General features: G+C 73.8%; 14 protein-coding genes. 8 read left to right on the top strand and 6 right to left on the bottom strand.

The window, feature by feature from the left end; translation table 11 throughout:
• Positions 1 to 4: 4 nt before the first annotated feature.
• From ACWD4P_RS22885 to ACWD4P_RS22860, 6 genes are read right to left on the bottom strand one after another with little or no spacing between them, the layout of a single operon-like run.
• A complete protein-coding gene (locus tag ACWD4P_RS22885) occupies positions 5 to 1,144 on the bottom strand; it encodes an acyl-CoA dehydrogenase family protein (RefSeq protein WP_449780846.1) in 1,140 nt (379 codons plus the stop codon).
• Positions 1,145 to 1,156: 12 nt separating this feature from the next.
• Positions 1,157 to 1,531: an ectoine synthase gene (locus ACWD4P_RS22880; protein WP_359829210.1), complete on the bottom strand. Its 375-nt coding sequence runs from the start codon at positions 1,529 to 1,531 to the stop codon at positions 1,157 to 1,159.
• Between the two features lie 12 nt (positions 1,532 to 1,543).
• Positions 1,544 to 2,347 carry a tryptophan synthase subunit alpha gene (gene trpA, locus ACWD4P_RS22875; protein WP_449780845.1) on the bottom strand — a complete coding sequence of 268 codons (804 nt, stop codon included), beginning with the start codon at positions 2,345 to 2,347 and terminating at the stop codon, positions 1,544 to 1,546.
• Positions 2,344 to 3,420 carry an anthranilate phosphoribosyltransferase gene (locus tag ACWD4P_RS22870; RefSeq protein ID WP_449780844.1) on the bottom strand — a complete coding sequence of 359 codons (1,077 nt, stop codon included), beginning with the start codon at positions 3,418 to 3,420 and terminating at the stop codon, positions 2,344 to 2,346. Before ACWD4P_RS22870 ends, trpA begins: the two co-directional genes overlap by 4 nt.
• 2 nt (positions 3,421 to 3,422) lie before the next feature.
• Entirely contained in the window at positions 3,423 to 3,686 is a 264-nt protein-coding gene (locus tag ACWD4P_RS22865) for a phosphopantetheine-binding protein (protein WP_359829207.1), read from the bottom strand.
• Positions 3,683 to 5,197, bottom strand: coding sequence for an AMP-binding protein (locus ACWD4P_RS22860; RefSeq protein WP_449780843.1), 1,515 nt, complete (start codon positions 5,195 to 5,197; stop codon positions 3,683 to 3,685). The genes ACWD4P_RS22865 and ACWD4P_RS22860 overlap by 4 nt, the downstream gene beginning before the upstream one ends.
• A 436-nt stretch (positions 5,198 to 5,633) precedes the next feature.
• Between ACWD4P_RS22860 and ACWD4P_RS22855 the strand changes: the two genes are divergently transcribed.
• The 8 genes from ACWD4P_RS22855 (at position 5,634) to ACWD4P_RS22820 (ending at position 21,749) form a co-directional block, all read left to right on the top strand.
• Entirely contained in the window at positions 5,634 to 7,373 is a 1,740-nt protein-coding gene (locus tag ACWD4P_RS22855) for a condensation domain-containing protein (RefSeq protein WP_449780842.1), read from the top strand.
• The gene (locus tag ACWD4P_RS22850) at positions 7,370 to 11,467 is read left to right on the top strand and encodes a non-ribosomal peptide synthetase (RefSeq protein ID WP_449780841.1); all 4,098 of its coding nucleotides are present in this window, start codon (positions 7,370 to 7,372) and stop codon (positions 11,465 to 11,467) included. Before ACWD4P_RS22855 ends, ACWD4P_RS22850 begins: the two co-directional genes overlap by 4 nt.
• Complete coding sequence (locus ACWD4P_RS22845) at positions 11,464 to 14,622, top strand: amino acid adenylation domain-containing protein (protein ID WP_449780840.1); 3,159 nt, start codon at positions 11,464 to 11,466, stop codon at positions 14,620 to 14,622. The genes ACWD4P_RS22850 and ACWD4P_RS22845 overlap by 4 nt, the downstream gene beginning before the upstream one ends.
• Before the next feature lie 95 nt (positions 14,623 to 14,717).
• Positions 14,718 to 15,098, top strand: coding sequence for a nuclear transport factor 2 family protein (locus ACWD4P_RS22840; RefSeq protein WP_359828545.1), 381 nt, complete (start codon positions 14,718 to 14,720; stop codon positions 15,096 to 15,098).
• 141 nt (positions 15,099 to 15,239) lie between these two features.
• Positions 15,240 to 17,186 (top strand): amino acid adenylation domain-containing protein, encoded by a 1,947-nt coding sequence (locus ACWD4P_RS22835; protein WP_449780839.1) that lies wholly within the window; start codon positions 15,240 to 15,242, stop codon positions 17,184 to 17,186.
• Complete coding sequence (locus ACWD4P_RS22830; protein ID WP_449780838.1) at positions 17,183 to 18,418, top strand: cytochrome P450; 1,236 nt, start codon at positions 17,183 to 17,185, stop codon at positions 18,416 to 18,418. Before ACWD4P_RS22835 ends, ACWD4P_RS22830 begins: the two co-directional genes overlap by 4 nt.
• Before the next feature lie 80 nt (positions 18,419 to 18,498).
• A complete protein-coding gene (locus ACWD4P_RS22825; RefSeq protein WP_449780837.1) occupies positions 18,499 to 19,257 on the top strand; it encodes a thioesterase II family protein in 759 nt (252 codons plus the stop codon).
• 272 nt (positions 19,258 to 19,529) lie between these two features.
• Complete coding sequence (locus ACWD4P_RS22820; protein WP_449780836.1) at positions 19,530 to 21,749, top strand: catalase; 2,220 nt, start codon at positions 19,530 to 19,532, stop codon at positions 21,747 to 21,749.
• The last annotated feature ends 108 nt before the right edge of the window (positions 21,750 to 21,857 follow it).

Raw genomic sequence — 21,857 nt, 5'->3', positions numbered from 1 at the left:
GGCGTCACAGTCCCAACATGGCGGCGACACGGTTGCGTTGGATCTCCGAGGTGCCCGAGTAGATCGGGCCGGCGACCGCGTCGCGCAGGTCCTTCTCCAGCCCGTACTCGGCCAGGTAGCCGCTGCCGCCGAAGATCTGCACGGCGGCCAGCGCGGAGGAGAGGTTGCTCTCGCTGGCGAGGAGTTTGCTGACGGCGATGTCCCGTGTGACGTTCTCGCCCGCCGTCAGCCGGACCGCCGTGTCGTAGAGCCACTTGCGCGCGGTGTCCAGGCCGATGCTCATCTCCACGAGCTTGTGGGAGACCGACTGGTACGAGCCGATCGGACTCCCGAACTGGACGCGTTCCTTGGCGTACTCGACGCAGCGGTCGAGCCGGTACCGCATCTGTCCGGTGCTGATGACGAAGGAGCAGAGGATCTCCCACTTCATCACGTGGTCCAGGACCAGGAAGCCGGACCCGACCCGGCCGATCACGGCGGACGCGGGGATCCTGCAGTCGTCGAAGTGCAGTTCGCTCAGCGGCGCGGTCCGCAGGCCCATGGTGGCGACGGGCGGCCCGATGACGAGGCCCGGGGTGTCCCGCTCCACGACGAAGGCGGTGACGCTGAGCGGGCCGCTGCTCGGGTGGGTGCGCGCGTACACCACGAACACGTCGGCCACCGGTCCGTTGGTGATGAAGGCCTTGCCGCCCCGCAGGACGAAGGCGTCGCCCTCGCGGGTGGCCGTGGTCCTCATCGCCAGCGCGTCGGAGCCGCTCTCGGTCTCGCTGATCGCGTGCGCCCCGATCGTCTCGCCCGAGCAGATCCCCGGCAGGTGGCGCGCCTTGAGCTCCGGCGAGCCGAACCGCTGCAGCGGGATCCCGACGCCGACCAGGTGGGTGGCGACCGAGAAGTTCAGTCCGCCGTCACGGCATCCGGTGCCGAGTCGTTCGAGCACGTGCATGGTGGTGAGCAGGTCCTGGCCCAGGCCGCCCCACTGCTCGTCGAAGGGCAGGCCGAGGATTCCGGACCTCTGGATCAGCTTCCACTTGTCCCACGGGAAGGCTCCTTCGGCGTCCCCTTCGAGGTGGCCGGAGCTGAGCTCCTCGCACCACTGGGCGATCCCCTCGCCCAGGGCGATCTGGTCGTCGTTCCACCTGATCATCTGTCGGTCCCGTCAGTACTCGGAGAACTCGGCGGAGTCGAGGTCGTGGCGTTCGTCGCCGCGCAGCGCGGGCGAGAACACGCACACCAGCCGGAGGTCCTCGTCCGGGCTCGCGATCAGGAAGTGGGCGTCGTTCCGGTCGAGCGCGTACAGGGTGCCCGGTTCGAGCGGGTGGGAGGTGCCGTCGGTGTCCACGACCTCGCCCTTCCCCTCGATGCAGTAGCACGCCTCCAGGTGGCGGCGGTACTCCAGCCGGGACTTGGTGCCGGCGCGGACGGTGGTGTCCGTCATCGTGTAGCCCAGGCCGTCGGACTCGAGCAGGAACCTGCGGCTGAGCCCGTTGCCCCAGTCCACGGTCTTCACGTCGGCAAGGTGTCGAACGATCATCGGGTGTGTCTCCTAGCGGCTTGTCGAATGCGGTGAAACGGTCTGAACGAAGGTGTGGAACTCCTCGACCACGTCGGCCCCTCGGGCGAGGGCGTGCTCGATCCGGGCGACCCCGGCGCTGCCCACGACGACGGCGTCGGCGCCGAGGCCGTGCAGCAGGTCGGCGTCCGCCCGGGAGCGGACGCCGAACCCGACGGCGATCGGTACGGCGGTCCGCGGCCGCAGCGCGGCCAGCGCGGCGGCCAGCTCCCGGTGGTCGGCCGTGAGCCCGCCGCCGCTGCGGCCGTAGTGGGCCACCAGGTACAGGTACGCGGTGGCGCACTCGGCGGCGGCGGCCTTCACCTCGGGCGCCGACGCGGCGTAGCAGGTGGCGACCAGGGGAAGCCCCGCCTCCCGCACCGCGTCGAGGCAGCCGGCCCGCAGGCGCGGCGGCAGTCCGTGGACCAGCAGCCCGTGGACGCCGGCGTCGGCGACCCGCCGGACGAAGCCCGGCACGGTCAGCTCCCTGACGGTGTGGCTCCAGTCGGCCAGCAGTGCCACCCGCAGGTGGCGCAGCCGGGGCAGGACCCCGCCGAGGAAGTCGAGCACCTCGTCGAGTCCGACGCCGTCGGCCAGGGCCCGCTGGGCCGAGCGGCGGATGACGGGCCCGTCGGTGGCCGAGTCCGGGAAGGGCACCGCCAGCTCCAGGCAGTCCACCCGGCAGTCGTCGAGCATCCGCAGGACGTCGGCCAGGACGGGCAGCGATGGGTCCCCGGCGTTGAGGAACACCGCCAGGCCGGGCCGGTCCGGCGGCCGGCGGGCGAAGAACCCGCTCATCGGGCACGCTCCGGCCGGGCGCGCAGGCGGTCGACGAGGTCGCGGGCGGCACCGCCGCGCAGGGCCTCGCCGGCCGCCCGGATCGCCTCCGGCCACCCGTCGATCAGCCCGCTCGCGACGGCCAGTGCGGCGGCGTTCAGGCAGACGGTGCGGGTGGCGGGCGCCGTGCCCGCTCCGGAGAGCACGCCGAGGAAGTGGTCGACCACGTCCTCCCCCTCCCCGGCCGGCCGCAGTCCGGCGATCGTGCCGGTCGCGGTCGAGGTCCAGGTCGAGGTCCAGGTCGAGGTCGAGGTCGCGGTCACGGCCCCGGGGCCGGTGGACTCGGCCGGCAGCCGGATCGGGCCGGTGCCGTCGTTGCTGAGGACCAGGTTGTCGACGGAGTCGACGAGCTCGTCGACTCCCAGCCCGTTGGAGCACAGCCAGATCCTCCGGTCGGCGACGGTCGCGGCGACCTCGCCCAGCGCCGGCAGCAGCGAACGGTCCGAGACGCCGACGAGCTGGGCGGAGACCGGCACCGCGGCCAGGAAGGGGCCGACGGAGTTGACGAACCCGCCGATCGTCCGCAGGTCCATCGGCACGATGCTCCGGGCCAGCAGCGCCACCTCCCGCGGGTAGACGAAGTTCCCCGGGAAGGCGATGCCGAAGCGTTCCAGCTGGGCCTCGGTCCTCTCGTACGAGGCGGTCCTTCCGATGCCGAGACGGTCGAGCAGGTCGTGGGAGCCGCACGTGCTCGTGTAGGCGCGGGATCCCGTCTTGACGACGCGGACGCCCAGGGCCGCGGCGAGGAAGGCCGCCGCCGTGGAGATGTTGAAGGTGGCCGGCCCGCCCCCGGTGCCGACGATGTTGGCCGTGCCGTCCAGCCGCGCGGTGACGGCCGGCCGCCGCTGGTCCAGCGAGCGGAGCATCGCGACCAGCGTGTCCCGGTCGGGCATCCGGGTGGACAGCGAGGACAGCAGCGCCACCGACTCGCCCGGCCGGAGGGCGCCGTCCCGCAGCTGGTCCCAGAAGGACCCCCACAGTTCCTGGTCGACGGCGCGGTCCCGGCGGATCAGCGCTCGCAGCACCTCGTGCATGACTAGCGGGCGTCCGTCCGCTGCGGCTGGGCCTGCTCGATGAACCTGCTGATCGAGCCGACGGAGCGGAAGCTGTCCGGGTCGAGGTCGAACTCCTCGACGCGCACGTCGAAGCGGTCCTCCAGCCAGGCGATCGTCTTGAGCAGACCGAGGCTGTCGATGACCCCGCCGTCCACGAGGTCGTAGTCGGAGTCCAGCTCGTCCGCGCCGACGTCGGGCAGGAACTCCTCGATGATGAACTGGGTGACTACCGCGGCGTGGTTCACGTGGCCGATCCTTCGGTGGGCTGGGAGGGGGAGCAGTCGCGCTCGACGGGCCTGCGGTCGATCTTTCCGGTGGACGTCCTGGGCAGCGGGTCGTCCACGATCCGCAGGGTCGAGGGGACGGCGGTGAGCGGGAGGCGCTGTGCGCAGTGCCGGCGCAGCGCCAGGGAGTTCAGCCGGCTGCCCGGGGCGCGGCGGACCACGCTCCGCAGCAGGCGGCCGGCCACCGGGTCGGGTACGGCCACCACGGCGGCCTCGACGACCTCGGGGTGGTCGAGCAGCACCTGTTCGACCTCGTGGGTGTTGACCCGGGTGCCGCGGACCTTGACCTGGTGGTCGTTCCGGCCTTCCAGGGTGATGCGGCCGTCCTCGTCCCGCCGGACGAGGTCGCCGCTGCGGAAGTAGCGTCGCGTCTCCCCGTCGTGGTGGTGGGTCGCGAACCTGTCCGCGTCCTGGGCCCGGTCCAGGTAGCCGTCGGTCTGGAAGGGCGTCGCGACGTGGAGTTCGCCGGTGCCCGGCCCGGTCACGATCCCGCCGTCGGCGCCGACGATCAGCGCGTGGACTCCGGGCAGCGGACGCCCGATCGGCACCGGACCGTCCGCCGGCTCGGTGCCGTCCACCTCGTGCAGGAAGCTGTCGTTGGTCTCGGTGCAGCCGTAGACGTTGTGCAGCCGCGCGCCGGGGAACAGGCGCGGAAGCTCGGCCAGGCAACGGGCGGGCAGGCTGTCGCCGGTGAAGACGACGTGCTCGACGGTGTCGAACCGCCGGCCGCTGCGCGCGGTCCCGTCGACCAGCAGTTGGTAGAACATCGGGACCGCCTGGACGAGTCGGACCTCGTGGCGGGACAGCAGGTCCAGCAGGTGGCCCGGTTGGGTGGCCCGGGCCGGATCGACCAGGACGACGCGGCCGCCGTACTTGAGCGTGGTCCAGACGTCCAGCAGGCACAGGTCGAAGGTGAGCGGGGCGTAGTTGAGGACCGTCGTCCCCCGGCGGATGCCGAACCGCTCGCCGGCCCAGGTGGTGAAGCGGTCCACCGCCCCCGTGCTCAGGGGCACGATCTTCGGCCGCCCGGTGGAACCGGAGGTGGTGAACATGAAGGACGTGTCGGCGGCTCCGGTGGCGCGCGGCGCCCTCGGCTCCGCCCGCCGGTCGGGGGCCTCCGGCCCGGGGGCCGGGGGGACTGCCGGCGACAGGACGTGCCGGATTCCGGCCCGCTCGGCCGACGCGTGGGAGGCGGTCCCCTCCGCCGTGGGCGCCGGCAGCAGCAGGAAGCGCCGTCCTTCCAGCAGGCAGGCGAGCACGAGGGCGATCGTCGGGGGCGACTTGGCGGCCGGGATGCCGATCGGCTCGTCCTCGTCCGGGGCGAGCCGGGCGATCCGCGGGCGCTCCCGCTCGGCCAGCCGGTGGAGTTCGCGGTAGGTCGTCTCCTCCCCGTGCCACACCAGGGCCGGATCGCCGGGGTGGTCGGCGGCGTGCGAGACGAATGAACCCACCAGGCTCTGCTGCTGCGTCATGACTTCTCCGAGTTCATGCGACAGGGTGGGATCCATGGACAACGGATGAGTTCATGCAATGGGTTCACCGATCTTTTTCGGAACAATGAAGGGCCGACACGAAAGGGGCCCATCCGGCCGCCTTCCCGGCGAAAGAAGAATTATCACGTGGTTCACGTCCACGGAAGTGGTGTGCCCGATCGGCACCATGACTGCACGTCAGGACCGGTCTCGCGGCCGGACGCGCGGATGTTAGCCGTCGAGTGCGTTCAATCCGCATAAGGATTACCGGGGTCTGGCGTAAAGATTGTCCTGATGCCTCCGACCCCCTTCCGCGTCTTGCGGAGTGAGACGGGAGCTGCCTACTATCCGCCGTACTGTTCGCGAACCAGCGAATCGGCGAGGGGATTTCCGGGACGCTTATGCGGTCCCGATCGCCGTGAAAGGTGGATCCGTCATGCCTGGCTCCGATCGGAGCTCGTACGCTCCGACCCCGTTGTCCTTCGCCCAGCAACGGCTGTGGTTCCTCGACCGGCTGCGGCCGGGCCGGCCCGACCACAACGTCCCGACCGCGGTCCGGCTGCGTGGCCGGCTGGACCAGGAGGCGCTCGTCCGGGCGCTGACCGAAGTCGTGCGGCGCCACGAGGTGTTGCGCGGCAGGATCGTCGACTCGGAGGACGGCCCGTGCCACGTCACGGAGCCGGTCGGGACCTTCGTGCCGACGGTCACCGATCTGACCCGCACCCCGGCGGAGCGGGCCTGGCAGCGGGCCCGGGAGCTGGTGGCCGCCGACCTGGCGACCCCCTTCGACCTCGGGACCGCCCCGATGCTGCGGGCCCGACTGGTCCGCGTCGCGACCGACGACCACCTGCTGGTCCTGGTGATCCACCACATCGCCTGTGACGGCTGGTCGCTGCCGGTGCTGTGGCAGGAGTTCTCCGCCGCGTACGGCGCCGCCGTCGGCGGTCGGCCGATCGCCCTGCCGGACCTGCCCGTCCAGTACGCCGACTTCGCGGACTGGCAGCGGAGCCACCTCGACGGAGCGGCACTACAAGGCCAACTCGCCTACTGGCGGGAGCACTTGTCCGACCTGACCCCGTCGGCCCTCCCGACGGACCGGCCACGCCCCGCGGTGTGGTCGGGTCGGGGCGAGCAGGTCGGCATCGAGATCCCCGCGGAACTCGCCGACCGGATCCGCGCACTGGGGCGCACCCACGAGGTGACGCCGTTCATGACGCTGCTGGCCGCCTTCCAGGTCCTGCTCGCGCGCTGCACGGGGCAGGCCGACGTGACGGTGGGCACCCCGATCTCCGGGCGGACCCGGATCGAGGTGGAGCCGCTGGTCGGCTTCTTCGTCAACACGCTCGTCCTGCGCACCGACCTGTCGGGCGACCCCGGCTTCACCGAGGTGCTCGCCCGGGTGCGGCGGTGCGCGGTGGACGCCTACGCGCACCAGGACGTCCCCTTCGAGCGGCTGGTGCAGGAGCTGCGGCCCGAACGCGATCTCGGCCAACACCCCCTGTTCACCGTCATGTTCCAGCTGGAGGATCCGCCCTCGATCCCGTCCGGCCTGCCGGGCCTGGAGGTGAGTCCCCATCAGATCCCGAACGGGGTGGCGAAGTTCGACATCGAGGTCTCCCTGACGGACCTCGGCGATCGTCTCTCCGGTGTGATCCGCTACGCCGCCGACCTCTTCGAGCGTGACACGGTGCGGCAGCTCGCCGAGGGCTTCACGGCGCTGCTCGACCATCTCGTCGGCGCTCCCGACCGGCCGATCTCGGCCTGGGGGACCCCACCCGGCCTCCGGGTGAGCCCCGCCGCTCCCGGCGCTCCCACCCCGCGCCCCGCTGGTCCGAGCCCCGCCGGTCCGCGGCCCGGCGCCGACCGGGCCGGCGCTCCCGCCGCCGGAACCGGGACCGAGACCGAACTCCTCGTGCTGGAGACCTGGGCCGAGGTGCTCGGAGTCACCCCGGACGGTGTGCACAGCGACTTCTTCGAGCTGGGCGGCCACTCGCTCCTCGCCTCGAAGGTCATGTCCCGGCTCGGCCGGGCACTCGACCTCGAACTGCCGGTCGTCCTGCTCTTCTACCACCCGACCGTCGCCGAACTCGCCGACGGCATCGACGCGGCGCTGCTGGCCGACCTCGGCGCCGCCGAGGCGGACCCGCTCCCCGCCGGAAAGGCCCGTCACCCGTGAAGGAACAGCCCAGTCACCCCGAGCCCAGTCACCCCGAGCCCGGCCCACGGGCCGGTTCCACGCCGGCCGGTGCGCGGGCCCTGCTCGATCGACGCGTCCGCGCCGCCCGCGCCAGGGCCGCCGAGGGCGAGCCGGAGGCCGCGATCCCGCCCCGCCCGGCGGGTGAACGGGTGACGTCGTTCACCCAGGAACGCATGTGGCTGGTCGAGCGGCTGTCCGACGGCCCGGCGCTGTACAACGTCCACGAGGTCTTCCGGCTGCGCGGCCCGCTGGACGTGGCCGCCCTCGGGCACGGCCTCACCGAGCTGGTGCGGCGCCACGAAGTGCTGCGGACCGCCTTCCCCGAGAAGCACGGGCGCCCCGTTCCCTCGGTCGAGCCGGCCCGGCCGGTCGACCTGCCCGTCACGGACCTCCGGACCGAGCCCGCGGAACGCCGGACGCGGCTGGCCCTCGACCTCGTCCACTCCGAGATCCTGCGCCCGTTCGACCTGGCCGCCGCCCCGCTGCTGCGCGCCTCGCTGCTGCGGGTCGACGAGGACGAGCACGTCCTGGTGGTGGTCGTCCACCACATCGCCGTCGACGGCTGGTCGATGCCGCTGCTGTGGGACGACCTGTCGGCGATGTACCGGAGCCGGCTGGAAGGCCGCGAGCACGGGCTGCCGCCCTCGCGGATCCAGTACGCGGACTTCGCCCACTGGCAGCGGTCCCGGATCTCCGGCGACCGCCTGCAGAGCCAACTCGACTACTGGCGAGCGCAGTTGTCCGGTCTATCGGCGCTGGACCTGCCCACCGACCGGCCGCGCGGACCGGTCCGCGCGGGCCGGGGCGAGCGGATCACCTTCACGGTGCCCGAGGAACTGGCCGAGCGGTTGCGGCGGTTGGGCCGGCGGCACGGCGCGACGATGTTCATGACGATGCTCGCCGGGTTCCAGGCCCTGCTCGCCCGCTACAGCGGGCAGTCCGACGTGGCGGTCGGCACACCGGTCGCGGGCCGCGCCCGTCCGGAACTCGACCAGCTGGTGGGCTCGTTCATCAACACCGTGGTCCTGCGCACCGACCTCGCGGACGACCCTGGCTTCGCCGAACTGCTCGACCGGGTCCGCCGGACGGCCCTGGACGCCTACGCGCACCAGGACGTGCCGTTCGAGCGGCTGGTGCAGGAGCTACGGCCGGCCCGCGGCCTCGACCGCAACCCGCTGTTCCAGGTGATGGTCGCCGGCCTGTCCGACCCGACCGCCTCCCTCCGGCTGGCGGGGGCGGAGGTGGAGCCGATGGAGGTCGACAACGGCACGGCCAAGGTCGACCTCAGCCTGGTGATAGCCGACCGGCCGAGCGGCCCGGCCGGGCCCGCCGGCACGACCGGGACCGTGGCCTTCGACACCGGCCTGTTCGACCGCGCGACCGTGGAGCGCCTGGTCGGCCACTACCTCCGGCTGCTGGGCGCCGCGGCCGACGACCCCGACCGTCCCGTCTCGCGCCTCGACCTGCTCACCGAGGCCGAGCGCGAGGCGCTGCTGGTGGCCGCCAACGCCACCGACGAACCCGTCCCCGCCGACCTCTGCGTGCACGAGCTGGTCGAGGAGCGGGCCCGGCTGACCCCCGACGCGGTGGCGGTCCGCTGCGGCACCGAGCGACTGACCTACCGGGAACTCGACCGACGGGCCAACCGCCTGGCCCGACACCTGCGGGCCAGGGGAGCACGGCCCGAGCGCCTGGTCGGCGTCTGCCTGCCGCGCTCGGCGGACCTGGTGGTGGCCCTGCTGGCCGTCCTCAAGTCGGGCGCCGCCTACCTGCCGCTGGACCCGGACCTCCCGGCCCGGCGGATGTCGTTCATGCTCGCCGACGCCTACGTGCCGCTGCTGCTCACCCGGCGCTCCCTGGCCGACCGGCTGCCGCGGCACGGCGCCGAGACGGTGTGGCTGGACGCCGAGGCCCCGCTGGTCGCGGACCTGCCCGGGGACGCGCTGCCGCCGCTCGCGACGCCCGCCAACCTGGCGTACTCGATCTACACCTCCGGTTCGACCGGACGCCCCAAGGCCGTGCTGGTCCCGCACGAGGGCGTGGTCAACTACCTGGTGGTCCGCGGCCGGCAGCTGGACCTCGACGGCGCCGACGTCGTCGCCTCGGTGGCCTCGATCTCCTTCGACGTCATCGTCCCCCAGGTGCTCATGCCGCTGGCCTGGGGCGCCAGCGTGGTGATCGCCCCGTCGGAGGTCGCGGTCGACGGCCCGCGCCTGACGGAGATGATGCGCGAGTTCGGCGTCACCACGCTCATGGCCACCCCGGCCACCTGGCTCCTGCTGCTGGACGGCGGCTGGCCGGGCGGCCGGTTCCAGGCGATCTGCGTGGGCGAAGCGCTCCAGCCCGCCCTGGCCCGGCGGCTCCTCGAGCGGGTCTCCACCCTGTGGAACGGCTACGGTCCCACCGAGGCCTCCGTCGGCTGTGTCACCCGGCGGGTGGACGCCGACCGGGACCTCGCCCGTCCGGGAGGGTCCGTTCCGATCGGCCGGCCGCTCGGCAACCTCCGGATCTACCTGCTGGACCCGGCCGGCGCCCCGGTGCCCGTCGGCGTCCCGGGGGAGATCCACATCGGCGGGGTCGGCGTCACCCGCGGGTACGCCGGTCGGCCGGGGCTGACCGCCGAACGCTTCGTGCCCGATCCCTTCGGCGCGGACGGCGGCCGGCTGTACCGGACCGGGGACCTGGCCCGGTACCTGCCCGACGGCAGCCTGCTCTTCCTCGGCCGCACCGACGAGCAGGTGAAGATCCGCGGGTACCGCATCGAGCCGGGCGAGATCGAGGCCGCGCTGAGCGCGCGGCCCGGTGTCGCCAGGGCCGCGGTGACGGTGCGGGGCGGCGGGACGGACGCCGAACTGGCCGGCTACCTGGTGTGGCAGGACCGGCCCGGCGACCTGGCGGACGTGCGCCGCTCCCTGCGCGAGACCCTGCCCGAGTTCATGGTGCCCGCGACGCTGACCGCGCTCGACCGGATCCCGTTGACGACGAACGGCAAGGTGGACCGCGCGGCCCTGCCCGCGCCCGCCCGCCACGGCCACGAGGCCGGCGCGCTCCCGCCGCGGGACGTGCCGGAACTCCTGATGACCAGGATCTGGGAGCGGGTGCTGGGCACCCCGAGGGTCGGCGTCCGGGACGACTTCTTCGCCCTGGGCGGGCACTCCCTCAGGGCGGTCGAGCTCGTGGAGGCGATCCGGCGGGAGTGGGGGGTCACCGTGCCGCTCAACACGGTGTTCCGCCACCCCACCGTCGAGGGGCTGTGCGCGGAACTGCCCGACGCGTCGCGGGCCCTGCGACGGCTGCTCGTCCCGCTGGCCGAAGGGGACCGGCGCCGGGCGCCGCTGGTCCTGGTGCACCCGCAGAGCGGGGACGTGTCCTCCTTCCTGCACCTGGCCGGACGGCTGGCGGAGCACCCCGCCGAATCCCCCGGGGGTGCCCGGCCCGTCCTCGGCCTGGAGGCCGTCGGCTACAACACCGACGAGCCGCCCCTGGCCACCGTCGAGGAGCAGGCGCGACGCTACCTGAGGGAGCTGCGCTCCGTCCTGCCCGACGGCCCGTACCTGCTGGCCGGCTGGTCCTTCGGCGGGCTGGTCGCCTTCGAGATGGCCCGCCTGCTGGAGGAGCAGGGCAACCCCCCGGAATTCCTCGGGATCATCGACGTCGGAGCGCCCGCGTCCACCGGTGGAGCCGTCGACGGGCCGGGCGGGGACCTCCACGAACCCGACGAGCAGGAGGCCCTCTCCCTGCTGTTCCACGACGCGCACGCCGGCGAGCACCTGCCCGAGCGCGGACGAACCGAGCAACTGCGGCGCATGGCACGGGTGTTCACCGCCAACGGGGCCGCCGCCCGGCGCTACCGGTCGACGGCCCGGCTGAGGACGCCGATCCACCTGTTCACGAGCGCCGAGACCCACCCCGAACTCGCCGGCCCGGCCGTGGACCCCGCCCGGTGGCGGGACCGCACCCGGGGGGCGCTGAGCGTGCTCGAAGTCCCCGGAAACCACCACGACATGCTGTCGCCGCCGCACGTCGCATCCTTCGCCGACGCGCTGTCGGCCGTCCTGGAGGAGCTCGGATGAGTCACGGACCCGAGTTGCCGCTGTCGTCGGCGCAGTCCGGCGTCTGGTTCGCCCACCAGCTGCGCCCCGACAGCCCCGCCTACAACACCGGCGAGTACGTGGACATCCCCGGGCCGATCGACCCGGAGCTGTTCGAGACGGCCGTGCGGCGGGTGGTGGACGAGACCGAGTCCCTGCGCGTCCGCCTCACCGACGGTGCCGAGGGCCCCCGCCAGGTCGTCACCGCGTCGCCTGACTGGTCGATGCACCACGCCGACCTCACATCGGCACCGGATCCGCTGCGGGCGGCCGAGCGCTGGATGCGGGCGGACCTGTCCACCCCGGTCGGGCTCACCCGGGGCCCGCTCTTCCGCCAGGCCCTGTTCACCCTCGCGCCGGACCGCCACGTCTGGTACCAGCGCGTCCACCACATCGTGGTCGACGGCTTCAGCATGTCGCTCATCGCGCGCCGCGTCGCCAGGACCTACACCGCTCTCGTCCAGGGCAGGGCCGGCGCCGGACCGGCCTTCGGGCCGCTGAGCCTGCTGCTGGAGCACGACGCCGCCTACCGCGCGTCCGAACATCCCCGACAGGACCGGGAGTTCTGGGCAGGCCGGCTCGCCGGACGGCCGGACCCGGTCAGCCTCGCCCGCCGCTCGGCACCCGCCTCGGACGGCTTTCTGCGCCGGACCGGCAGCCTCGACGCGCCCACCCTGGCCGCGCTGCGGCGGGCCGCGCGACCCGCCGGGGCGAGCTGGCCCGCCGCCTTCACCGCGACGGTCGCCGCGTACCTCCACCGTCTCAGCGGCGAGCGGGACATCGTGCTCAGCATGCCGGTGACCGGGCGCACCGGCTCCGGCGCGCCGGCCGTGCCCGGCATGGTGGCGAACGTGGTGCCGCTGCGGCTGAGCGTCCGCCCCGAACAGGGGCTGTCCGCGCTCGTGCGGCAGGTGGCCGAGGAGGTCGCCGCCCTGCGCCGCCACCAGCGCCACCGCAGCGAGGACCTGCGCAGGGAGCTGGATCCGGCCCGGTCGGAGCGGGTCCTGTTCGGGCCCGTCGTCAACATCATGTCCTTCTACTACCACCTGGACTTCGCGGGCGTCCGGGCCACCGTGCACAACCTGTCCAACGGGCCGGTCGAGGACCTCTCCTTCTCCGTCTACGACCGCTCCGACGGCACCGAGCCCCGGCTCGACGTCGACGCGAACCCCGCGCTCTACTCCGAGGCCGAACTCGCCGCCCACCAGCGGCGGTTCCTCCGGTTCCTGGACGCGGTGGCCTCCGCCGACCCGGACCGGCCGATCGGCCGGCCCGACCTCCTCACGCCCGGGGAACGGCACCGGACCGTCGTGGCCGCCAACCGCACCGCGCGGCCGCTGCCGCACCCGACGGTGCCGTCGGCCTTCGCCGCCGAGGTCGCGCGCACGCCCGACTCGCCCGCCGTGGTGTGCGGCGAAACCACCCTGACCTACGCGGAGTTGAACGCCCGGGCCAACCGGCTGGCCCACCGGCTCATCGCCCTCGGCGTCCGCTGCGACAGCACGGTGGCCGTGCTCATGGAACGCTCCGTCGACGTGGTGGTCGCGGTCCTGGCGGTCAGCAAGGCCGGCGGCGCCTACGTGCCGCTGGACACCCGGGCCCCGGCGGCCCGCCAGCGCCGCGTCCTGGACGACACCGGGGCGGCAGTGCTGCTCACCCACCGGGCGACCCGGGAGCAGGTGCCGTCCCCCGGCACACCGGGTGTCGTCGTCGACGCCGACCCGGGCCTCGCCGACCAGCCGGCCACCGACCCCGTCGTGCCGCTGCGCCCGGACCACCTGGCCTGCGTCCTGTACACCTCGGGGTCCACGGGCACGCCGAAGGGGGTGGCGCTGAGCCACCGCAACGTCATCAGCCTGACCGCGCAGCACTGCTGGCGCGAGGCGGACGGCCCGCGGGTCCTCGCGCACTCCCCGCACGCCTTCGACGCGTCCACCTTCGAGTGGTGGGTGCCGCTGCTCAACGGGGGCCGGGTGGTCGTGGCCCCGCCCGGCGAGCTGGCGCTCGCGGACCTCCACCGTCTCATCGTCGAGCACGAGGTCGGCGCGCTCTGGCTGACGGCCGGGTTGTTCCGGGTGTTCGCCGAGGAGTCCCCCGGCACGCTGGCCGGGGTCGGCCAGGTGTGGACCGGCGGCGACATCGTGCCGGCCGACGCGGTCCGGCGCGTGCTGGCCCGGTGCCCGGACTCCGTGGTGGTCGCCGGGTACGGCCCGACCGAGGCCACCACGTTCACCACGCGCCGGGTGCTCCGCCCCGGCCGGGCCGTGCCCGACGTCGTCCCCCTCGGCCGGCCGGTGGACAACCGGCGGGTGTACGTCCTGGACGAGGCGCTGTCGCCGGTGCCGCCGGGAGTGGCCGGCGTGCTGTACGTCGCCGGTCCGGGCGTGGCCCGCGGATACCTCGGCCACCCCCGCCGGACGGCCTCCCAGTTCCTGCCGTGCCCGTTCGGCGAACCGGGGGAGCGGATGTACCGCACGGGCGATGTGGTCCGCTGGAACGCCGAGGGGGAGCTGGAGTTCCTCGGCCGCGCGGACGAGCAGGTCAAACTCCACGGCTTCCGCATCGAGCTGGGCGAGATCGAGGCGGTCCTGGCCGGGCACCCCGCCGTCGCCCAGGCGACCGTGGTCGCCGGCCGGGGCGCCTCGCCCGGCAGGCGCCTGATCGGTTACGTCGTCCCCGCCGGGGACCGGGCGCTCGATCCGGCCTCGGTGCGGGAGCACGCCGCCGCGGCGCTGCCGGACTACATGGTGCCCTCGGCGATCGTCACGCTCGAGGCCTTCCCCCTGACGCCCCGGGGGAAGATCGACCGGGCCGCGCTGCCCGTCCCGGACCCGGCACCGGCACCGGCCGGGCCGGCCCCGCGCACCCCGGCCGAGCAGGCGGTGTGCGCGCTGTTCGCCGAGGTGCTCGGCCGGCCCGAAGTGGGCGTCGACGACGGCTTCTTCGCGCTGGGCGGCAACTCCCTGCTCGCGACCCGGCTGGTCAACCGGGTGCGGGCGCGGTTCGGCCGGGAGATCACCCTCGGCGCCCTGTTCCAGGCGGCCACGCCGGCGCGCCTGGCCGAAGCGATCGAGGACGCCCCGGACGCCGCGGCCGCGCCGGCCCTCTCACCCCGTACCCGACTCCGAGCCCCCTGACGGCGATCACAGGAAGCACCTTCGGCATGGTCCACAGCCCTTCCCGATCCGACGAGACCCCGGCACCGCCCGCGACACCGCCCACGACACCGTCCGTGACACCGGAAGCCCCGACGGCCCCGCCACCGGCGGTGTCCCAGGTCCGCCGGTACTACCGGCTCGTCGACGCCGGCGACGTACCCGCACTGGTCGCCCTGTTCACCCCGGACGCCCGCTACCACCGCCCCGGATACCCGCCCATGGTCGGGCACGCCGAACTGGAACGCTTCTACCGCGACCAGCGGGTGATCCGCTCCGGTGTGCACACCCTGGCCACCGTGGTCACGACCGATGACGAGGTGGCCGTGCACGGCCTGTTCCGCGGCGTGCTGCACGGCGGCGACGAGGTCGAGCTGCGGTTCGCGGACTTCTTCCGGATGACGCCGCAGGGCCGCATCGCCGCGCGGGACACCTTCTTCCACGTGCCGGCGGTCTGAGGCCCGGCCACGACGGGCCGCAATGGTCACAACGGCCGCGGCAGCCGAAACGGCCGCAGCGGCACCCGGCGGCGACCGCCCTCGCGGTCGCGCCTTCAACCCCGACGGGGACACCCTTCAGCACAGGAAAGCGGGAAGCAGTTGACCAACACGGTCCTCACCTCCGACATCCCGGCGTTCGTCGGCACCGGACGGCCGCCGTTCGAAGCCCGGGCGATCCACGAGCTGGTCGCCGAACAGGCGGAGCGGGCCCCGCACGCGCCCGCCGTCACCTGCGACGGACGGACCCTGACCTACCGGCAGCTCAACGACCGCGCCAACCGGCTCGCCGAGCGGCTGCGGGCCGCCGGACTGGCACAGGAGGACGTCGTCGGTGTGCTGGTGCCCCGGTCACCGGAGCTGATCGTGGCCCTGCTCGCCGTCCTCATCGCGGGCGGCGCCTACCTCGGACTCGAACCGGACGACCCGGCCGCCCGCCACGCGCTGCTGCTGGAGGACGCCGGCGCGGGCATGGTGATCACCGGGGAGGCCCGGCGGGGGCAACTGCCCGGCACCGTCGTCACGGTGACGGAGGGCGGCCCCGTGCGGGAGCCCGCCGCCGCGTCGGCGGCACCGGCCCGCCCCTGCGACCCCGACCGGCTCGCCTACGTCAGCTACACCTCCGGCTCCACCGGCGAGCCCAAGGGCGTCGGCGTGCCCCACCGGGCGATCGACCGGCTCGTCCGGGGCGCGGACTGGGTGGACATCCGGGCCGGGGACGTCTTCTTCCACCTCGCGCCGGTCGCCTTCGACGCGTCCACGTTCGAGATCTGGGCCCCCCTGGTCAACGGCTGCCGACTGGTCCTCTTCCCCCCGGTCGCCATCACGCTGGAGCACGTGGCGCGCGTCGTCCGGGCCGAGCGCGTGACGGTCCTGCTGCTGACCACCGGCCTCCTCCACCAGATGGTGAGCTCCCACCCAGAGGCGTTCGCCGACGTGCGGCACGTCCTCACCGGGGGCGACGTGGCCTCCCCGGGCCACGTCCGGCACCTGCTGGCCCGCCACCCGCAACTGCTCTTCACCAACGGCTACGGACCGACCGAGAACACCACGTACACGACCTGCTGGACCAGCAGCACCCTCCCGGAGCTGCGGAGCGTGCCGATCGGCCGCCCGATCAGCGGCACCAGGGTCGCCGTGCTCGACGACGGGCTCCGGCCGGTGCCCGTCGGCGAGTGCGGGGAGCTGTACGTGGCCGGGGCGGGCCTGGCCCGCGGCTACCTGGGCCGCCCGGCCGCGACCGCCGAACGGTTCCTGCCCGATCCGTTCGGCACCGAGCCCGGCGCCCGGATGTACCGGACCGGCGACCTCGTGCGCCGGCTGCCGGACGGCACCCTGGAGTTCGTGGGACGCGCGGACGACCAGGTCAAGGTCCAGGGCTACCGCGCCGAACCGCGCGCCGTCGAGGTCGAGTTGGAACGGCTCCCCGGCGTACGGCACGCGGTCGTGCTGCCGCAGTCCGACCCTGCGGGCGGCACCCGGCTGCTGGCCTACGTGGTGCCCGCGGAGTCCGGTCCGGAGGGCAGCGCCGACCTCGGCCGGCGGCTGCGCCACGAACTGCGGGACAGGCTCCCGGACTACCTGATCCCCTGGGCGATCCTCGTCCGTCCCGAACTGCCGGTGAACCGCAACGGCAAGATCGACCGCCGGGCCCTGCCCACCGCCACCCGGGTACCGCGCAACGTGCCCAACGAGTTCGTCCCGCCCCGCACCGAGGTGCAGACGCGGCTGGCCGACCTGTGGGGCGACGTCCTCGGCGTCGAACCGGTCGGTGTCGACGACGACTTCTTCGACCTCGGCGGACACTCCCTGCTGGCCACCGACCTCCTGGTCGCCACCCAGCGCGAGTTCGACGTGGACCTCCCCGCGCAGACCCTGTACATGTCGCCGACCGTCGCCGAGCTGGCGGCGGCCCTCACCGAGCGGACGCGGACCTCGCGCCCGGACGGCCCGGCGGACGGCCCGGCGGACGGCCCGGCCGGGAGCGGGAGCCCGGCCGGCGCGGCGGAGGTTCCGGCCGACGCGGCGGGGGAGGAGCGGCCCCGATGACGGCGGTCCCCCCGACCCCGCGCTGCCCCGTCCTCGCCCCGCGGCCGGTCGACCTGATCGACCCCGACCTCTACCGCACGGGCGGGGCGCACGAGGCGTGGCGACGGCTGCGCCGCGAGGCCCCGGTGAGCTGGCAGCCGGTCGGCGACATCGGCTACTGGTCGATCGTCGGCCACGCCGAGGCCAACCGGGTCCTCCGCGACCACGCCGCGTTCACCTCCGAACAGGGCACCCTGCTCAACCTCCTCGGCAAGGGCGACCCGGCCGGCGGCCGCCAGATGGCCGCGACCGACCCGCCCCGGCACGCGCACCTGCGCGGCCCGCTGCAACAGGCGCTGTCGATCAAGACGGTGGAGAACGACCGGGAGGCCATCCGAGGGGTCGTCGTCGAACTGCTCCGGCCGCTGGCCGACGGCGGTCCGTACGACTTCGCGGCCGCCATGGCCACCCTGCCGATGGCGGTGATCGGCACCATGATGGCGCTGCCGCGACCGGACTGGCCGCGGCTGGTCCGGCTCGCCCACGCCTGCATCGCCGCGGACGACCCCGAGTTCCAGCTCGCCGACGGACCCGAGGCCACCCTGGTGACCGCCCACCGCGAACTGTTCGCCTACTTCCAGGACCTCGTCACCGCGCGCCGTCGCGCACCGGGTGACGACCTGGTCAGCGTGCTGCTCACGATGGAACTGGACGGGCGCCGGCTGTCGCCGGGCGAGATCGTGTCCAACTGCTACAGCCTGCTGCTCGGCGCGACCGTCACCACCGCCCAGCCGCCCGTCGCGGCGATGGCCGAACTGGCCGGGACCGGTGTCCCGGACGACTGGGCGGCCCACCCGGAGCTGCTCGGCAGCGGCGTGGAGGAGGCCCTGCGATGGGCGTCGCCCACCCAGCACTTCATGCGCCACGCCACCCGGGACGTCGAGGTCCGGGGCGTGCCGATCCCCGCGGGGGACGCGGTCGTCGTCTGGCTGGCGTCGGCCAACCGCGACGAGAGCGTGTTCGCCGATCCGTACACCTTCGACATCCGGCGGCGGCCCAACAGGCACATCGCCTTCGGCGTCGGCGCGCACTACTGCATCGGCCACACCGTCGCGCGGGTGGCCCTGCGGATCCTGTTCGCCGAACTGCTCGGCCGGTTCACCGGGTTCGAGCTCGCCGGGGCGCCGCAGCGCATGCGCTCGAACGTCATCGCGGGCTTCACCCACCTGCCGATCACCGCACGGCCCCGGTAGCGGCCGCCGCCCCGGCCGCCGTCACCGCGGCGCCCTCATCGCCGCGCACCCGAGAAGAAACCCCACACGGAAGGTCATCAGTGGACGCTCCGACGGCCCGTACCCGCAACAAGTGGTTCCTGCGCGAGCCGTCGCCGGTGGCACCGGCGCGGCTGTTCTGCCTGCCCTACTCCGGGTGCGGTGCGAGCATGTACCGCCAGTGGCCGTCGTCGGTCGACGGCGTCGAGGTCTGCCCCGTGCAGCCGCCCGGCCGGGAGAACCGGATGCGCGAGCCCGCCCACACCACCTACGAGGCGCTGGCCGACGACCTCTGCGAAGCGCTGGGCCCGTACCTGGACCGCCCCTACGCCCTGTTCGGCCACTGCGGGTCCGCGCTGGCGGCGTACGAGACCGCCGTACGGCTGGTCCGGCGGGGCTGCCCGGCCCCGGCCAGGCTGTTCGTCTCCTCCGAGGTCGCGCCGCAGGACGGCCCCTACGGCCGCTTCCTCGGCATGAGCGACGACGAGCTGGCCGCCGAACTGCGCGGACTGGTCGCGGAGCTGGGCGGCACCCTGGAACCGAGCCTGCTCGCGCTCTACCTCGGCGTCCTGCGCAACGACGTCGAGATGAACAAGCGCTACCACGTCGCCGAGCCGGTCCGGCTGCCGTGCCCGGTCACCGCGGTCGGCTGGACCGAGGACACGGGCATCGCGCCGTCCCTGATGGCCGGCTGGTCGGCCTGCGGCGACACGACCTTCGAACTCCTGGAAGGGGGCCACTACCGGTTCATCGAGGCACCGGCGGAGCTGCTGGCGCTCCTGGTCGCGGACCTGACCCCCACCGGCTCCCGCGCGTCCTGACCCGGCGGCCACGGCCCGTTCGGAGCAGCGCCAGGGTGAACCGCGGACGCGGTGCGGGACGGGGCGGCGCGTGCGGGGGAGACTCGGCGGGCGAGGATCGTCGAGCGACTGCCGGCCCCTCTCGGGCCTCTGGCCGCGTGCTCCCGCCGAACGCGGGCAGACGGCGGTGGGCCGGCCTCGCGATCACAGCGCCCGGGCGTCGGGACGGCCCGGATCGAGTGTCCGGCGCCCCGCCGACCCCCGGCGGGGCGAGTCTTCCGATCGGAGTACTGATGGACAAGCCCAATCCCGCACGCCGGCCGACCGACCAGGGGCCCGGTGCCCCCGGTCCGCAGGCGCCGTCCGTGGCGGAACCGACCGAGCCGCGGGCGCCGCTGCCGCCGAAGCCCGACCAGGAGGCGCCCGCCCCGGTGTCGGCGACCGGTCGAGCCGCCGGCACCGAGGCCGCGCGGGCCCAGAACGGCGGATTCCTGACCACGGCGCAGGGCGTCCGCCTGCCCGACGGCGACCACTCGCTCAAGGCCGGGCCCCGTGGCCCCGTGCTGCTGCAGGACCACCACCTGCGCGAGAAGATCACGCACTTCGATCACGAGCGGATCCCGGAGCGCGTGGTGCACGCCCGCGGCGCGGCGGCGCACGGCGTCTTCCGGGGCTACGGCACGGCGGCGGGGGTGACCAAGGCGGCGTTCCTGGCCGAGGGGGTGGAGACACCGGTGTTCGTGCGGTTCTCCACCGTGCTGGGTTCGCGCGGCTCGGCGGACACGGTCCGTGACACCCGCGGGTTCGCCACCAAGTTCTACACCGGCCAGGGCGTCTTCGACCTGGTCGGCAACAACATCCCGGTGTTCTTCATCCAGGACGCGATCAAGTTCCCTGACATCGTCCATGCCGCCAAGCCGCACCCGGACCGGGAGATCCCGCAGGCACAGAGCGCGCACGACACGTTCTGGGACTTCGTCTCCCTGCACACCGAGGCCACCCACCACACCCTGTGGAACATGTCCGACCGCGGCATCCCGCGCTCCTACCGGATGATGGAGGGCTTCGGGATCCACACCTTCCGTCTGGTCGACGCCGAGGGCGCGAGCACCCTGGTGAAGTTCCACTGGAAGCCGAAGGCGGGGGTGCACTCGCTGGTGTGGGAGGAGGCGCAGCTGATCGGCGGCGCGGACCCCGACTTCCACCGCCGGGACCTGGCGGACGCGATCGAGGCCGGGGCGTTCCCGCAGTGGGAGCTCGGCATCCAGACGTTCCCGGACTCGCCGGAGCAGACCTTCGAGGGCATCGACCTGCTCGACCCGACCAAGATCGTCCCCGAGGAACTCGCCCCGGTCCGGCCGATCGGCCTGATGACGCTCAACGCCAACCCCACCGACTACTTCGCCGAGACCGAGCAGGTCGCCTTCCACCCGGGCCACCTCGTGCCCGGCATCGACATCACCGACGACCCGCTGCTCTCCGGCCGCCTGTTCTCCTACCTCGACACCCAGATCACGCGGCTCGGCGGCCCGAACTTCGCCCAGATCCCGGTCAACCGCACCCACGCCCCGGTCAACGACATGCTCCGTGACGGCTTCCACCAGGACGCCGTCCACACCGGCGTCGCGCCGTACAAGCCGAACTCGCTCGACGGCGGCTGCCCGTTCTTCGCCGGCACCGCCGACCACGCCTTCGTGGAGCACCCCACCCCGGTCGCCGCCGGAGCCAAGGTGCGCGAGGCACCCGCCTCGTTCGACGACCACTTCAGCCAGCCCCGACTGTTCTGGCTGAGCCTGAGCCCGGTGGAGCGCGAGCACGTGATCGCCGCCTACACCTTCGAACTGTCCAAGTGCTACGAGCAGGCGATCAGGGAACGCGTGCTGACCGTCCTGGCGCGGATCGACGACGAGCTCTGCCGGGAGGTGGCCGCCGGACTGGGCCTGCCGGCACCGAGCGCCGCGGTGCGGGCCGACATCACCCCGAGCCCTGCCCTGTCCCAGGTCGGGCAGCGGTGGCCCGCGACCGGCCGGGTGCTCGGCATCGTCGCCGGCCCCGGCGGGGACCCCGCCGTCGTCCGCGGCATGCGCGACGCCGCCCGTGCGGCGGGCCTGCTGCCGCTGGTCGTCGGCCCCACCGGAGCACCGCTGGCCGACGACCTCGGTGTGCAGCGGACCTTCGCCGCCGCCCGGTCCGTCGAGTTCGACGCGCTCCTGGTGGCCCACGCTCCCGAGCCGGGTGCCGATGACCGGGGGGCACGGGATGCCAAGTCCGGCGCGGTCGCGGGCGGCCAGCGGACGCTCGACTCCCGGGTCGTCCTGCTGGTGAACGAGGCCTACCGGCACGCCAAGCCGATCGCCGGCCTCGCGGACGCCCGTGCCCTCTGGTCGGCGGCGGGGGTCGATCCGCACGCCCCGGGCGTGTTCACCGAGACGGACGGTGAACGGGCCGTCTCCGCGCTGGTCGATCAACTCGGCACGCACCGCGTCTGGGAGCGCTTCCCCGCCGCGGGCTGACTCCTACCGGCGCCTCGCGGGCGCCGTCGTGGTCGGCGGAGACGACCAGGGTGCCGCCGGGCACGATCCGGCCCACGAAGGTCTCGAAGGACTCGTAGATCTCGTCGA

This window comes from Kitasatospora sp. NPDC002543, from assembly GCF_053594915.1.
This window is presented reverse-complemented; position numbering and strand designations above follow the sequence as displayed.

Bases quoted from the DNA above. Each gene is read 5' to 3' on its own strand.
- ACWD4P_RS22830 (WP_449780838.1), top strand. From the start codon at position 17,183: ATGACGGCGGTCCCCCCGACCCCGCGCTGCCCCGTCCTCGCCCCGCGG.
- ACWD4P_RS22860 (WP_449780843.1), bottom strand. From the start codon at position 5,197: ATGACGCAGCAGCAGAGCCTGGTGGGTTCATTCGTCTCGCACGCCGCC.
- ACWD4P_RS22880 (WP_359829210.1), bottom strand. From the start codon at position 1,531: ATGATCGTTCGACACCTTGCCGACGTGAAGACCGTGGACTGGGGCAAC.
- ACWD4P_RS22845 (WP_449780840.1), top strand. From the start codon at position 11,464: ATGAGTCACGGACCCGAGTTGCCGCTGTCGTCGGCGCAGTCCGGCGTC.
- ACWD4P_RS22855 (WP_449780842.1), top strand. From the start codon at position 5,634: ATGCCTGGCTCCGATCGGAGCTCGTACGCTCCGACCCCGTTGTCCTTC.
- trpA (WP_449780845.1), bottom strand. From the start codon at position 2,347: ATGAGCGGGTTCTTCGCCCGCCGGCCGCCGGACCGGCCCGGCCTGGCG.
- ACWD4P_RS22820 (WP_449780836.1), top strand. From the start codon at position 19,530: ATGGACAAGCCCAATCCCGCACGCCGGCCGACCGACCAGGGGCCCGGT.
- ACWD4P_RS22870 (WP_449780844.1), bottom strand. From the start codon at position 3,420: ATGCACGAGGTGCTGCGAGCGCTGATCCGCCGGGACCGCGCCGTCGAC.
- ACWD4P_RS22885 (WP_449780846.1), bottom strand. From the start codon at position 1,144: ATGATCAGGTGGAACGACGACCAGATCGCCCTGGGCGAGGGGATCGCC.